Consider the following 15,494-nt stretch of genomic DNA (forward strand, 5'->3'; position numbering starts at 1 on the left):
TCCACCTTGGAGCTCAGCCATTACTTTGGTTAATGCAGCAGTTAAAGTAGTTTTACCATGATCGACGTGACCGATTGTGCCGACGTTTACGTGGGGCTTGCTACGTGAAAATTTTTCTTTGGCCATGAGTTAATACCTTTAATTATATTCAATTTTATGAAGATTTTTTAATAATCGCTTCCGCAATATGCGCAGGTGCTTCATTATATTTTTCAAACTGCATACTGTATGTAGCTCGCCCCTGGGTTGCCGAACGCAAGTCAGTTGCATAACCAAACATTTCCGCCAAGGGCACTTCGCAGCTCAGTGTTTTACCTGATGGAGTATCTTCCATCCCTTGAATTATCCCACGCCGTCTATTGATATCACCCACCACATCACCCAAATACTCTTCAGGCGTAGCAATTTCAACTTTCATTATCGGCTCAAGTAGCACAGGATTTGCATTCCTTGCACCTTCCCTGAAACACATGGAACCAGCAATTTTGAAGGCTATTTCATTCGAATCCACATCGTGATAGGAGCCGTCAAATAAGGAGACTTTTACATCCAATACTGGATAGCCAGCTAGGATACCACTCTTCATCTGCTCTTGGATACCTTTATCTACAGCAGGTATGAATTCTTTTGGCACAACCCCACCAACAATCTCATTAACAAACTCATAACCAATACCGATTTCTTGTGGCTCAATACGTAACCAGACGTGGCCGTATTGTCCTCGCCCACCGGACTGCCTTATAAATTTACCCTCTTGCTCTACTGTCTTTCGAATTGTTTCCCTGTATGCAACCTGCGGAGCCCCAACATTTGCCTCAACATTGAACTCTCTCTTCATTCGATCGACAATAATCTCTAGGTGTAATTCACCCATCCCCGAGATAATAATTTGTCCAGATTCCTCATCTGTATGAACCCTGAAGGATGGATCTTCCTGAGCTAACTTGCTTAGAGCCAAGCCCATCTTTTCCTGATCCGCTTTGGTTCTTGGTTCAACTGCAACCGAAATAACCGGATCAGGGAAATCCATGCGCTCAAGCACTATAATTTCCTTAAGATCACAAAGCGTATCGCCTGTAGTTACATCCTTAAGTCCAATTGCGGCAGCTATATCTCCAGCGCATACTTCTTTTACTTCTTCGCGACTATTGGCATGCATTTGCACAATACGACCAATACGCTCTTTTTTGTTCTTTACCGAGTTATAAACACTATCCCCAGAATTCAGAACCCCGGAATAAACCCTGAAAAATGTCAAAGCCCCCACAAAAGGATCCGCAGCTATTTTAAATGCTAGCGCCGCAAAAGGCGCCTCATCATTAGCAGGACGAACAGCCTCAGTCACATCACCTTCAAGGTGCCCTTTTATAGCCTCAACATCTGTTGGAGCAGGCATATATTCAATGACCGCATCCAGCATTGCCTGAACGCCCTTGTTCTTAAAGGCAGACCCACAAAATGCCGGCACGATTTGATTTGCCAATGTCCGAACGCGAATGCCGTATTTAATCTCTTCGTTTGATAAATACCCTTCTTCGAGGTATTTCTCCAATAAATCTTCACTTGCTTCCGCAGCAGCCTCAACTATATGCTCTCTCCACTCCCTGCAGATCTCTAACATATCAGTTGGGATCTCACCCTCCTTAAAAGTCATGCCCATATTGGCTTCATCCCAATATATGGCTTTCATTTTAATAAGATCAACCACACCTTCAAAATCATCTTCAGCACCAATCGGCAATTGCATTGGAACCGCATTACCGCCCAATCGCGACTTAATTTGCTCAATTACACGCAAAAAATTGGCACCAGAGCGATCCATTTTATTCACAAAAGCTAGCCGCGGCACATTATATTTGTCCGCCTGACGCCAAACCGTTTCAGATTGCGGTTCAACACCACCAACAGCACAAAATACCGCACAAGCCCCATCCAGAACTCGCAACGAGCGCTCAACCTCTATTGTAAAGTCAACATGACCCGGCGTGTCTATTATATTAATACGATGTAATGGATATTGGCTTTCCATTCCCGCCCAAAAGCAGGTCGTCGCAGCCGAGGTAATCGTAATCCCCCGCTCCTGTTCCTGCTCCATCCAATCCATTGTTGCGGCGCCATCATGCACCTCACCGATTTTGTGAGACACACCTGTATAATAGAGAATACGCTCCGTTGTCGTGGTCTTACCCGCGTCAATGTGAGCCATAATACCGATATTTCGATAAAACCCTATTGGAGTTTTACGCGCCACAACTATACAGTCTTCAACTTAATTCGCTAATTACCAGCGATAGTGAGAGAAGGCTTTATTTGCCTCTGCCATTCTATGAGTATCTTCACGCTTCTTAGCAGCAGAACCTCTGTTCTCAAAAGCATCCAGCAACTCGCCGGCCAACTTCGAAGGCATATTTCTTTCATTTCTTTTACGTGACGCATCAATCAACCAGCGCATCGCCAATGCCATTCGCCTTGAAGGTCGCACTTCAACAGGAACCTGATATGTCGCACCACCAACACGGCGAGATTTAACCTCAACCCTAGGCTGAACATTTTCTAAAGCTTTAGACAGCACCTCAAGAGGTTCGCCATGCCCTTTGCTCTCGATTACATCCAAAGCACCATAGACAATCCCTTCCGCGATAGATTTTTTGCCACTTTCCATAATCATATTCATAAACTTGGTCAGCATTACGCTGCCAAATCTTGGATCTGGAATGATTTCTCTTTTTGTAGCGACTCTTCTTCTAGACATTTATTTCACCAAACCAACGATTAGCCTTTAGGCCGTTTTGTTCCATATTTAGAGCGACCACACTTTCTGTTAGTCACACCCGAAGCATCTAAGCTACCACGAACAACATGATATCTAACGCCAGGCAAATCCTTAACACGACCGCCCCTAATCAGAACCACGGAATGCTCCTGAAGATTATGTCCCTCACCACCAATGTAGCTACTAACCTCAGCCCCATTAGTCAATCTTACCCTCGCCACTTTACGAAGCGCAGAATTTGGCTTTTTAGGCGTTGTCGTATAAACGCGAGTACACACACCTCTGCGTTGCGGACAAGCTTCTAATGCAGGAACATTGCTTTTTTCTATTTTTTTAGCACGAGGCTTACGAACCAATTGGTTGATCGTGGCCATAACTTTGTTTACTCCGATATACAATTAAACTGTCAGATAACAAGCTAACCGCCGCACATATTAAACGTCAACGGTTAACCGCGATTCAACCCGACCTAAGCACGTTAGCTCATTTGAGCAGAGTATCTTACTTGCTAATACTCCTTAGGTCAAGCCCATATTTAGAAATGAATTATAATGAATCTCTAAATATTCAAAGCCTGCTTAAGGGCCTCTTCCACATCTCCAGCATCTACAGCCAGAGGCGCTTCACTTTCCACTACCTCATGTTGAGCAAATCTGTTCTTTCTGCCTTCATGATATGCTAACCCCGTTCCTGCCGGGATTAATCGTCCAACGATGACGTTCTCTTTTAATCCTTGCAAACTGTCACTTAATCCGCGAACTGCTGCATCAGTTAGTACTCGAGTTGTTTCCTGGAATGACGCTGCTGAAATGAACGACTCTGTCGCTAACGATGCCTTAGTAATCCCAAGCAGCACAGAATTGTAGCTCGCCGGTATTTTACCTTCAGCCTCGACCTTGTCATTTTCTTCTCTTAATGCGGCACGCTCAACCTGGTCTCCTTTCAAGAAACTTGTATCGCCAGACGCAGTAATCTCAACTTTTCTGAGCATTTGACGAATGATGGCTTCAATGTGCTTATCATTAATTTTTACGCCTTGCAGACGATACACATCCTGAATTTCCTTAACCAAGTAGTTTGCTAACTCTTCTATACCTCTTAATCTGAGAATATCGTGCGGAGTTAACTCACCTTCAGCTATCGTTTCACCCTTTTCTACATACTCACCTTCAAAAACAGTAATATGCCTCCATTTGGGTATCAGTGTCTCAATTTGCTCACCGGCAGAATCGGTAATTATGACCCGCTGCTTGCCTTTTGTTTCTTTACCAAACGAGATGGTACCACTCGTTTCTGCAAGGATTGCAGGATCTTTCGTTTTTCTCGCTTCAAACAAATCCGCAACTCGCGGCAAACCACCAGTAATGTCTCTTGTTTTACTCGACTCCTGGGGAATCCTTGCTAAAACGTCACCAACTTTAACTTCTTCACCGTCCTTGATCCCGGCAATCGCCCCAGCAGGCAAGAAATATTGCGCGGGTATCTCAGTCCCCGGCAAATAAATTGCATTTCCTTGGCTATCAAAAAGCCTAACCATTGGCCGCAATTCTTTACCTGCACTTCCACGCTGTTTTGGATCCGTGACAACCAATGAACTCAAACCAGTAACCTCATCGGACTGCTTTTGTACAGTTACGCCGTCGACAAAATCGATTAGCTCGACCACACCATCAACCTCTGTGATAACAGGATGTGTATGCGGATCCCAGCCTACAATGATATCGCCAGCATTAATCCGAGAGCCTTCTTGCACAGAAAGCACTGCTCCATATGGGATTTTATAGCGTTCTTTTTCCCGACCATAATCATCAACCACGCCAACTTCACCTGATCTTGAAACTGCGACCAGATTACCTTCACGGTTAACTACTGATTTCAGATTATTAAGGCGTACGGTACCCGCAGATTTAACCTGAACATTACTGATAGCAGCCGACCTAGAAGCCGCACCACCAATGTGGAAGGTCCGCATAGTCAACTGCGTACCTGGCTCACCGATTGACTGTGCCGCAATAACCCCTACCGCCTCGCCAATATTAACTAGATGGCCACGACCCAAGTCACGCCCATAACAAGCCGCACAAACACCATGCCTGTTTTCACAAGTAATGATTGAACGAACCATAACTTGATCAATGCTATGTGCTTCAAGCACAGAAACCCAGTGCTCATCCAATAACGTGCCTTTTGGCGCAACTATACTTTCTCCGGACGGATCCATGATGTCATTGACGGCAACACGACCTAATACACGCTCGGATAAAGGCTCGACAACATCACCACCTTCAATAATCGGGGTCATGATCAAACCATTAGATGTGCCACAGTCATCGCCATTAATCACTAAGTCCTGAGCAACATCGACCAATCTACGTGTCAAGTACCCAGAGTTCGCAGTTTTCAATGCAGTATCTGCCAGACCTTTACGAGCACCATGTGTAGAAATAAAGTACTGTAATACGTCTAAGCCTTCTCTAAAATTAGCGGTGATAGGCGTCTCAATAATGGATCCATCAGGCTTAGCCATCAAACCACGCATACCAGCTAACTGACGAATCTGAGCAGCAGAACCCCGCGCTCCTGATTCAGCCATCATAAAAATAGAGTTGAACGATTTTTGTTTTACCGTCTTACCTTCTGCATTAACGACCGACTCTTCACCAAGTCCATCCATCATGACTTTAGCTATTTGATCATTGGCATGAGACCAGATATCCACAACCTTGTTATATCGCTCACCATCAGTCACTAAACCCGAAGCATATTGACTTTGAATTTCGTTAACTTCAGCATCAGAAGCCTTGATAATGTCGACTTTTTTAGCCGGAATTACCATATCTTCAATACCAAACGAAACACCTGAGATTGTCGCGTATCTAAAACCTAAATACATCAACTGATCGGCGAGTATTACAGTGTCTTTATTACCCAAGTAGCGATAACTATAATTGATTAAACGCGATATGTTCTTTTTAGTCATATCGCAGTTGACCAACTCGAACGGCATGCGGTCTGGAACCACTTCCCAAATTAGCGCACGGCCAACGGTAGTTTCTACGCGATGAGTCTTATCTTCAGTCTCGCCGTTTTCATTTCTCACTTTTTCAGTGATACGCAACTGTATTTTGGATTGCAATTCGACAGCTTTCTCTAACAACGCCTTGTGAACTTCTCCGACACTGACAAAAATACTACCATCGCCTTTTGCATTAATTTTTTCACGACTTATATAATAGAGTCCCAATACCACGTCTTGTGACGGGTTAATAACAGGCTCACCATTTGCTGGAGACAGGATGTTATTTGTCGCCATCATTAATGTTCTAGCTTCCAGCTGCGCTTCAATAGACAGTGGAATATGCACGGCCATCTGATCGCCGTCAAAGTCGGCATTAAATGCGCTACATACCAAAGGATGCAACTGGATCGCTTTACCTTCAATTAAGGTGGGTTCAAATGCTTGAATCCCAAGTCTATGCAATGTTGGTGCGCGGTTTAACAAAATCGGATGTTCACGGATAACTTCTTCAAGAATATCCCAGACTTCAGCTCCTTCCCTTTCAACCATTTTTTTCGCAGCTTTAATGGTTGTGGCAAGGCCGCGGAATTGTAATTTGCTAAATATAAACGGCTTGAATAACTCTAACGCCATTTTTTTAGGGAGCCCGCATTGATGTAATCTTAATGTAGGACCCACAACAATTACTGAACGACCTGAATAGTCAACGCGCTTGCCCAAGAGGTTTTGTCTAAAACGCCCTTGCTTGCCTTTGATCATGTCGGCCAATGATTTAAGCGGTCTTCTATTAGTTCCGGTAATCGCACGGCCACGGCGTCCATTATCCAACAACGCATCAACAGATTCCTGCAACATGCGCTTTTCGTTACGAACAATGATGTCCGGCGCATTTAAGTCCAGCAGCCTATTCAGACGGTTGTTTCTGTTGATAACGCGACGATAAAGATCATTTAAATCAGAAGTTGCAAACCGACCACCATCCAGAGGCACAAGTGGACGCAATTCAGGTGGCAATACTGGCAATACTTTCAAAATCATCCATTCCGGACGATTATTTGAACTCAATAACGCATCCATTACTTTCAGGCGTTTTGAGTACTTCTTGATCTTTGTTTCCGAATTGGTCGAGTTTATTTCTTCGCGAAGAATTTCAACCTGCTCTTTTAAGTCAATAGATTTAAGCAAATCATAGATTGCTTCTGCGCCCATCTTGGCAACAAAATCATCCCCATGCAATTCAACTGCATCCAGATAATCGTCATCGGTAAGCAATTGACCTTTATCTAAAGGCGTCATGCCCGGATCTAAAACGACGAACGATTCAAAATATAACACGCGTTCAATTTCGCGCAGCGTCATGTCCAACAATAACGCAATTCGAGACGGCAGTGACTTTAGAAACCAAATATGCGCAACAGGACTGGCTAAATCAATGTGACCCATTCTTTCACGACGGACTTTGGATAATGTAACTTCAACGCCACATTTTTCACAAATAACACCGCGATGCTTCAGTCTTTTATATTTACCGCAAAGGCACTCATAATCACTGACCGGGCCAAAAATTTTGGCGCAAAACAATCCATCGCGCTCAGGTTTAAAAGTTCGATAATTAATCGTTTCCGGCTTTTTCACTTCACCATATGACCAGGAACGAATCATATCGGGCGATGCCAAACCAATGCTGATTCCGTCAAAATCATCGGCACGACCCTGACGTTTTAAGAAATTCATTAAATCTTTCAAGAGCTTGTCCTCTTTAAATGCTTTCTGGAGTATACCAGAACAGGCTGTAGTTTGGGTTAGGCGCGTCTTTTGCTTTGTAACCCAACGGGTACGGCATTGGTTTATCGGGCCAGATTACCCTAACCCGATCTACACACCTAATCCCGCTGCAATTCAATATTGACAGCCAGTGAGCGGATTTCTTTAATTAAAACATTAAATGATTCCGGCATACCGGCTTCCATTTTATGCTCACCGTCGACAATGTTTTTATACATGCGCGTTCTGCCATTCACGTCATCAGATTTAACTGTTAACATTTCCTGCAAGGTATAAGCAGCACCATAAGCTTCGAGCGCCCAGACCTCCATTTCCCCAAAACGCTGCCCGCCGAATTGCGCTTTACCACCTAATGGCTGCTGTGTAACAAGACTGTAAGGCCCTGTTGAACGTGCATGCATCTTGTCATCAACCAAATGGTTCAACTTCAGCATATACATATAACCTACGGTAACTTCGCGCTCAAACGGTTCACCTGTCAAGCCATCAAAGAGCGTTACTTGACCATGTTCGGGCAAATCAGCCAACTTCAACATAGTGCGAATTTCTTCTTCGCTGGCACCGTCAAATACAGGAGTTGCCATAGGTACGCCGCTAACAAGATTTTCTGCCATCTCCAAGATTTCTTGATCGGAAAATGAAGCTAAATCTTCTTTGCGGCCACTACTATTATATATCTTGCCCAGATATTCCCTGATGGCAGTTACTTTAGCTTTCTCAGCGTCATATTTAGCTTCAAGCATTTTGCCTATCTTGATACCTAAACCTTTTGCGGCCCATCCCAAGTGCGTCTCCAGCACCTGTCCAACGTTCATTCGCGAAGGTACGCCTAATGGATTTAAGACAATATCAACCGGATTACCATCAGCGGTATATGGCATATCTTCAATCGGCCTGATCATAGAAATAACACCTTTATTTCCATGTCGACCGGCCATTTTATCACCAGGTTGAATACGTCTTTTAACCGCCAGATAAACCTTAACCATTTTCAGAACACCTGGCGCCAAATCATCACCCATGGTGATTTTTTTGCGCTTGACTTCGAATTTTTCATCAAAGTCTTTTCTTTGCTGTTCTACCTGAGCAACGACGGTTTCCAGTTGAAGATTGATATCTTCATCCTTCATACGGATTTTCAGCCACTCTGAATGCTTCAAGCCATCAAGGTAAGCTTGAGTTACTTCTGCTCCTGCTTTTAACTGACCAGGACCTGATTGGGCAACTTTTCCAATCAACAGTTTAGCAACACGAGCAAAAATATCTTCTTCAAGAATTTTTAGCTGATCATCAAGGTCTTTTCTATAGCGTTTAATTTCTTCCTGCTCAATATCCAACGCCCGTTTATCTTTCTTTACACCATCACGGGTAAATACTTGAACATCAATAACCGTACCTTCAATACTTCCAGGCACACGTAATGATGTATCTTTAACGTCGGCCGCTTTCTCACCAAAAATCGCTCGCAATAACTTTTCTTCTGGAGTTAACTGGGTTTCACCTTTTGGTGTTACCTTACCCACCAAAATGTCACCGCCTTTAACTTCCGCGCCAACGTAAACAATTCCAGATTCATCAAGTTTCGACAACGCTTCTTCACTGACGTTAGGAATATCAGCGGTAATCTCTTCCGGACTATGCTTGGTATCACGAGCCACACAAGTTTTCTCTTCGATATGGATCGTAGTGAAACGGTCTTCCTTGACGACGCGCTCTGAAACTAGAATCGAATCTTCGAAGTTGTATCCATTCCATGGCATAAATGCAACCAGCATATTTTGCCCTAAAGCTAACTCACCCATATCCGTAGAAGGTCCATCAGCCATAATGTCACCGGCTTGGACAATGTCGCCCGGCTTTACTAATGGCTTTTGGTTGATACAAGTATTCTGATTCGACCGGGTATATTTAATCAGGTTGTAAATATCAACACCTGGCGTACCTGTTTCAGTCTCTGTATCGTTTACGCGAACTACGATTCTGGCGGCGTCAACCGCTTCAATCTTGCCGCCACGCGCAGCAACCACAGTCACACCAGAGTCTTTTGCAACTGTTCTTTCCATGCCTGTACCCACTAACGGCTTTTCAGCTCTTAGCGTAGGAACGGCTTGGCGTTGCATGTTTGAACCCATCAATGCACGGTTAGCATCATCATGCTCAAGGAACGGAATAATGGAAGCCGCTACCGATACAATCTGTTTTGACGACACGTCCATGTATTGCACGGTGTCGGACATTGCCAATGTAAACTCGTCTTTATGACGGCATGAAACCAGGCCCTCAACCAGTTTTCCGTTCGCATCCACGGCCACACTGGCCTGCGCGATGACAAACTCGCCTTCTTCGATAGCTGACAAATAATCGACATGGTCGGTTACTTTGCCATCAACTACTTTTCTATAAGGAGTTTCAAGAAAGCCATAATTATTAGTACGCGCATAGACTGATAATGAATTTATCAGACCAATGTTCGGTCCTTCAGGCGTTTCAATTGGACATACGCGACCATAATGAGTTGCGTGTACGTCACGAACTTCAAATCCTGCACGTTCTCTTGCCAAACCACCAGGCCCTAATGCAGAAACACGACGCTTGTGTGTCACTTGAGATAATGGATTATTTTGATCCATGAACTGTGACAACTGACTGGAACCAAAAAACTCTTTTACCGCAGCGGAAACAGGCTTCGCATTGATGATTTCTTGCGGCATCAAACCTTCAGAATCTGCCAATGTTAAGCGTTCTTTAACCGCCCTTTCAACGCGAACCAAGCCTACACGAAATTGATTCTCGATCATTTCCCCAACAGAACGAACACGTCTGTTGCCCAAGTGATCAATATCGTCAACATTGCCGTTGCCATTACGAATGTCTATTAATTCTTTAAGTACATCAATGATGTCGTCTTTTGTTAAAGTGCCTGGACCGGTTGTTTCTTGACGTCCCAAACGACGGTTAAATTTCATCCGTCCGACTGTAGACAAGTCGTAGCGTTCATCGGTAAAAAACAGATTCTGAAACAAGTTTTCTGCCGACTCTTTTGTTGGCGGCTCACCTGGGCGCATCATACGGTATATTTCAACCAATGCTTCAAGACTATTAGTGGTGGTATCCAGTCTCATTGCATTAGAAATGTACGGACCTTTATCCAGGTCATTGACGAACAAAGTATTTAGCTCGGTAACGCCACTTTCAACGCATCGATCGATTATTGCAGGAGTAATTTCGTCGTTTACATTAGCGACAAGCTCGCCTGTAGATTGGTCAATCAGATTGTGACCTAAGATTTTACCTAACAAGTATTCCTTAGGCACTTCTACTTCATTTAGCCCGGATTTAATCATTTCACGGATATGCTTAGCCGTAATCCGACGGCCTTCTTCAACCAATACTTCGCCTTTTTTGCTCTTAATATCAAAAGCTGCAATTTCTCCGCGCATACGCTCCGGAACGATATGAAAAATGCATTTGTTGGCATCGATGGTAAATTTGTTCATTTCGAAGAAAATCTTGATCATTTCTTCGTTATCGTATCCTAATCCCCTGAGCAAAATAGTTGCCGGTATTTTTCTACGTCTGTCAATCCGTACAAAAACACAATCTTTATGGTCAAATTCAAAATCTAACCATGAACCTCGGTAAGGGATAACCCGAGCATTAAATAACAGTTTTCCTGACGAATGCGTTTTGCCTTTGTCATGATCGAAGAATACGCCAGGCGAACGATGCAACTGAGAGACAATTACACGCTCTGTTCCGTTAATTACAAATGTTCCGTTGTCAGTCATCAAAGGCAATTCACCCATGTAGACTTCCTGTTCACGGATATCCTTAACTACTTTTGCATTTGCAGAAGCTTCCTTGTCGTAGATAACCAACCGAACCAGCACTCTTAAGGGTGCTGCATAGGTAGCGCCTCTTTGTTGGCACTCTCTTACATCAAAAACAGGCTCACCCAATCTATATTTCACATACTCCAGCACTGCATACCCAGAGTGGCTTTCAATTGGAAAAACACTTGAGAATGCAGCATGCAACCCTGTGTCTTCACGTCTTTCAGCCGTAACACCTGATTGTAAAAAGCCCGCATATGAATTTATTTGCGTTGCCAGAAGATAGGGAACATCAAGCACCTCAGTACCTTTCCCAAAGTTATTTCGTATACGCTTTTTTTCTGTAAAAGAGTAGGACATATCGCTTCCAAACCTTTTCGTCATAGATAATTTTCTACCGTGCGATTATTGCAAACAGTAAAAGGCCGGTGACAAGATTGCCACCAGCCATACTTGGCAGAGGCGTTTATTCAAACGCCCTTGCAATTGAGTCAAAATTTATTTGATTTCGACAGTAGCGCCTGCTTCGACAAGCTGCTTTTGTGCTTCTTCTGCTTCGGCTTTGGAAGCACCTTCTTTTAACACAGTTGGAACGCCTTCAACAGCATCTTTTGCTTCTTTCAAACCTAAACCGGTGATACCGCGTACGGCTTTAATAACCGCAACTTTGTTCTCTCCGAAAGATGTCAAAACAACATCAAATTCAGTTTGCTCTTCAGCTGCCGCAGCTGCTGCCACTGGTGCTGCCGCTACAGCGACGGCTGCTGATACACCAAATTTCTCTTCCATCGCTGAGATCAAGTCAACGATCTCCATAACGCTCATGTTTGAGACCGCTTCCAAGATATCTTCTTGCGAAATTGCCATTGTATATTCCTCTAAAATAATAAGTTTTAAACTGGTTGTGGTTGTAGAAATGTTGTTCTGCAACGCCCGCTAACTATGGTGCTTCTTTCTATGCTGCTTCTTTTTGGTCTTTGAGAGCAGCCAAAGTACGTACCAATTTCGCTGTTGGCGCCTTCATTACAGACATCAACATAGCAATACCTTGATCGCGAGTTGGCAGGCTAGCTAATCGAGGCAGCTCGGAAGCGCCAAAAGCTTGTCCGCCAATAGCAACTATCTTGGTGATCAACTTATCGTTGGTCTTGGCAAAATTGCTGATCAAGCGCGCCGCAGAACCTGGATCTTCCATAGAGAACGCTATCAAAAGCGGCCCTACCAGCCCACTTTGCATACATTCAAACTCAGTACCAGCCACAGCCCGTTTTGCCAGTGTATTTTTAACCACACGCAAATATACACCTGTTTCTCTTGCCGTTTTACGCAGTTCGGTCAATTCCGTAACTGTCAATCCACGATATTCCGCTGCAATAGCAGAATGAGCTTTAGCGGCGAATACAGCGACCTCTTCTACGACAGCTTTTTTGCTATCTAAATTTAGTGCCACAGATTACCTCCGGAATTTATCCCCAGAATTAATAAAAAGCATTCGTTTGAATGCCCCTTACGGTCCCTTTCCCCAGTTTTTTAGGTTCCAGCTTCCGTCTACGCAGGAAATATTAAGTTTTGCAACACCTGCGGTCTTTGACGGTTACCGAACAGGTCGGCAACCCAAAGTCTTTTACAACGTTAAATTGAAATACTGCTTTGATCCAACCATAAACCAGGTCCCATAGTCGAAGACAAGGTTATCTTCTTTATGTAAATACCTTTAGCTGCTGTCGGCTTCAACCTTCTTAAATCTGTAAGCAATGCTTCCAAGTTACCTTGAATAGCGGCCTCATCAAATGTAACCTTACCAAGTGTACAGTGAATAATTCCAGACTTATCAGTCCTATAACGCACTTGCCCTGATTTAGCATTTTTTACCGCAGTAGCAACATCAGCGGTCACAGTTCCTACCTTAGGATTAGGCATTAAGCCTCTAGGTCCCAAAATTTGCCCCAACTGACCAACTACTCTCATGGCATCTGGAGAGGCGATAACCACGTCAAAGTCCATTTCACCTTTTTTTACCAACTCGCCTAGGTCATCCATACCTACTATATCAGCTCCTGCCTCTCTTGCCGCGTCAGCGTTAGGACCCTGCGTAAAAACTGCAACTCTTACTGTTTTGCCCGTACCATTTGGTAAAACTGTTGCGCCACGTACATTTTGATCAGACTTGCGAGGGTCCACGCCTAAATTAACGCTAACGTCAATGGCTTCATTAAACTTAGCAGCCCCTAACTCCTTCAACAACTGAACCGCTTCAATGATTGAATATTGTTTAGTTTTATCAACTTTCCCTTTGATAATTTTTGCTTTTTTTGACAACTTAGCCATTATAATCCCTCCACATTCAGACCCATGCTGTAAGCACTGCCCGCAATCGTTTTTACTGCTGCTTCCAGATTTGCCGCATTCAAATCTTCCATTTTTGTTTTAGCAATTTCTTCCAGTTGGGCACGAGTTACCGTACCTACTTTCTTGGTATTAGGATTACTGCTTCCGCTTTTAATGCCTGTTGCTTTCTTCAAAAGAATGGAAGCTGGCGGGGTTTTTGTAATAAACGTAAAACTACGATCACTGTAAACAGTGATAACCACTGGCAAAGGCAGACCTTTTTCTGTATCCTGAGTTTTAGCATTAAAAGCCTTACAAAACTCCATGATATTAACACCACGCTGACCCAATGCTGGACCTACTGGTGGACTTGGATTTGCTTCGCCTGCTTTAACCTGCAATTTAATATACGCGGTTATTTTTTTTGCCATTTTTTACTCCAAATATGGGTACAAACGCTTTTCAGCTCCCCTAGACACAAAAAATCACTGCCTTATTCAGACAGTGATTTCGAAAATACTAAAGCTTCAAATACAATTAGCTTTTTTCTACTTGCCCAAAACCAAGCTCGACAGATGTTGACCGGCCAAAAATGAGCACTGATATTTTTATTTTACTTTTTTCGTAATTAACTTCCTCAACGACCCCATTAAAATCTTTAAATGGCCCATCAATAACTCTAATTACCTCACCAGCTTCAAACATTGTTTTAGGCCGCGGCTTGTTCACCCCATCCTCAACTCTATTGAGAATAGCCATAGCTTCTTTTTCAGATATTGGCGCAGGACGATCTGAAGTTCCCCCTATAAAACCTAACACTCTTGGCACATCCTTTACCAAATGCCATGTTTCATCAGTTAAATCCATTTGCACAAGGACATACCCAGGAAAAAACTTTCTTTCGCTTTTTCTTTGCTGCCCCATACGCATTTCTACAACTTCTTCGGTAGGCACTAGAATCTTGCCGAAATACTGCTCCAAGCCTTCCCTTTTAATTCTTTCCTCTAGAGCTTGCTTAACTTTATTTTCAAAATTTGAATAGGCGTGCACAACATACCAACGTAGTGCCATTAGCTTACCCTCCTTGACCAGTCAAAAAACGCACACCCCAAAATAGAAACATATCCAGCAACCACAGAATCAAGCCAACAAGAAAAACCATTCCAAATACCAGCAATGTGGTACGAAAAGTCTCTTCCCGAGTTGGCCAAACAACTTTCCTGACTTCCTGCTTGGACTCTAAAACGAACCCCCAAACATTCCGCCCCACTCCTGTAGTGAGCATAGTACCTACTACAATCAGCGCCACAACAATCAAGCCAATAACTCGGTATAAAAGCGGAACTTCTGAGAAATAATAGAATGCAGCCACACCGGCAACCACAATGACAACGGAAATTACTTGCTTAACAACATCAAAAACCGATGCCGATGCTTCTACCTGAGTATTCATATGTTATTTACTATGAAAATAATTTGATATGCTTTAATCTGAATGGCAGGCCAGGAGGGTCTCGAACCCCCAACCCGCGGTTTTGGAGACCGCTATTCTACCAATTGAACTACTGACCTATTCAGACAAGCCTTACATAAACTGTAATATTATACTAAATAATATTATTATTCAAGTATTGATGCAACAACGCCCGCACCTACTGTACGACCACCCTCACGGATTGCAAAACGCAACCCTTCTTCCATGGCGATCGGTGAAATCAGCTTTACTTTTACCGAAATGTTATCGCCAGGCATAACC

General features: G+C 43.5%; 12 protein-coding genes, 1 tRNA gene and 1 pseudogene. All 14 read right to left on the reverse strand.

The window, feature by feature from the left end:
* On the reverse strand, positions 1-126 hold a 126-nt coding region (locus M0R47_RS20025; RefSeq protein ID WP_292558136.1), incomplete at its 3' end, for a GTP-binding protein.
* 28 nt (positions 127-154) lie between these two features.
* Complete coding sequence (gene fusA, locus M0R47_RS20030; RefSeq protein WP_292558129.1) at positions 155-2,251, reverse strand: elongation factor G; 2,097 nt, start codon at positions 2,249-2,251, stop codon at positions 155-157.
* A gap of 30 nt (positions 2,252-2,281) precedes the next feature.
* Entirely contained in the window at positions 2,282-2,752 is a 471-nt protein-coding gene (rpsG, locus tag M0R47_RS20035) for a 30S ribosomal protein S7 (RefSeq protein WP_292558130.1), read from the reverse strand.
* A 20-nt stretch (positions 2,753-2,772) separates the two neighbouring features.
* Positions 2,773-3,147, reverse strand: a complete 375-nt coding sequence (gene rpsL / locus M0R47_RS20040) for a 30S ribosomal protein S12 (RefSeq protein WP_006890494.1) — start codon at positions 3,145-3,147, stop codon at positions 2,773-2,775.
* Between the two features lie 185 nt (positions 3,148-3,332).
* The gene (gene rpoC / locus M0R47_RS20045; protein ID WP_366513259.1) at positions 3,333-7,538 is read right to left on the reverse strand and encodes a DNA-directed RNA polymerase subunit beta'; all 4,206 of its coding nucleotides are present in this window, start codon (positions 7,536-7,538) and stop codon (positions 3,333-3,335) included.
* 137 nt (positions 7,539-7,675) lie between these two features.
* Positions 7,676-11,770, reverse strand: coding sequence for a DNA-directed RNA polymerase subunit beta (gene rpoB / locus M0R47_RS20050; RefSeq protein ID WP_292558131.1), 4,095 nt, complete (start codon positions 11,768-11,770; stop codon positions 7,676-7,678).
* Positions 11,771-11,908: 138 nt separating this feature from the next.
* Positions 11,909-12,277 carry a 50S ribosomal protein L7/L12 gene (gene rplL / locus M0R47_RS20055; protein WP_292558132.1) on the reverse strand — a complete coding sequence of 123 codons (369 nt, stop codon included), beginning with the start codon at positions 12,275-12,277 and terminating at the stop codon, positions 11,909-11,911.
* An 88-nt stretch (positions 12,278-12,365) separates the two neighbouring features.
* Positions 12,366-12,860 carry a 50S ribosomal protein L10 gene (rplJ, locus tag M0R47_RS20060; RefSeq protein WP_292558133.1) on the reverse strand — a complete coding sequence of 165 codons (495 nt, stop codon included), beginning with the start codon at positions 12,858-12,860 and terminating at the stop codon, positions 12,366-12,368.
* A gap of 182 nt (positions 12,861-13,042) precedes the next feature.
* Complete coding sequence (gene rplA, locus M0R47_RS20065; protein WP_292558134.1) at positions 13,043-13,738, reverse strand: 50S ribosomal protein L1; 696 nt, start codon at positions 13,736-13,738, stop codon at positions 13,043-13,045.
* Positions 13,738-14,169 (reverse strand): 50S ribosomal protein L11, encoded by a 432-nt coding sequence (gene rplK, locus M0R47_RS20070; RefSeq protein ID WP_006890501.1) that lies wholly within the window; start codon positions 14,167-14,169, stop codon positions 13,738-13,740. The genes rplA and rplK overlap by 1 nt, the downstream gene beginning before the upstream one ends.
* Positions 14,170-14,275: 106 nt before the next feature.
* Entirely contained in the window at positions 14,276-14,809 is a 534-nt protein-coding gene (gene nusG / locus M0R47_RS20075) for a transcription termination/antitermination protein NusG (protein ID WP_006890502.1), read from the reverse strand.
* A gap of 4 nt (positions 14,810-14,813) precedes the next feature.
* The gene (gene secE, locus M0R47_RS20080; protein WP_292558135.1) at positions 14,814-15,191 is read right to left on the reverse strand and encodes a preprotein translocase subunit SecE; all 378 of its coding nucleotides are present in this window, start codon (positions 15,189-15,191) and stop codon (positions 14,814-14,816) included.
* A gap of 43 nt (positions 15,192-15,234) precedes the next feature.
* Positions 15,235-15,310: transfer RNA gene (locus M0R47_RS20085), tRNA-Trp, on the reverse strand.
* 48 nt (positions 15,311-15,358) lie between these two features.
* A pseudogene (gene tuf, locus M0R47_RS20090) lies at positions 15,359-15,494 on the reverse strand (elongation factor Tu); the annotation flags it as partial.

Source organism: Methylobacter sp. (genome assembly GCF_023227905.1).
Lineage (GTDB): Bacteria > Pseudomonadota > Gammaproteobacteria > Methylococcales > Methylomonadaceae > Methylobacter_A.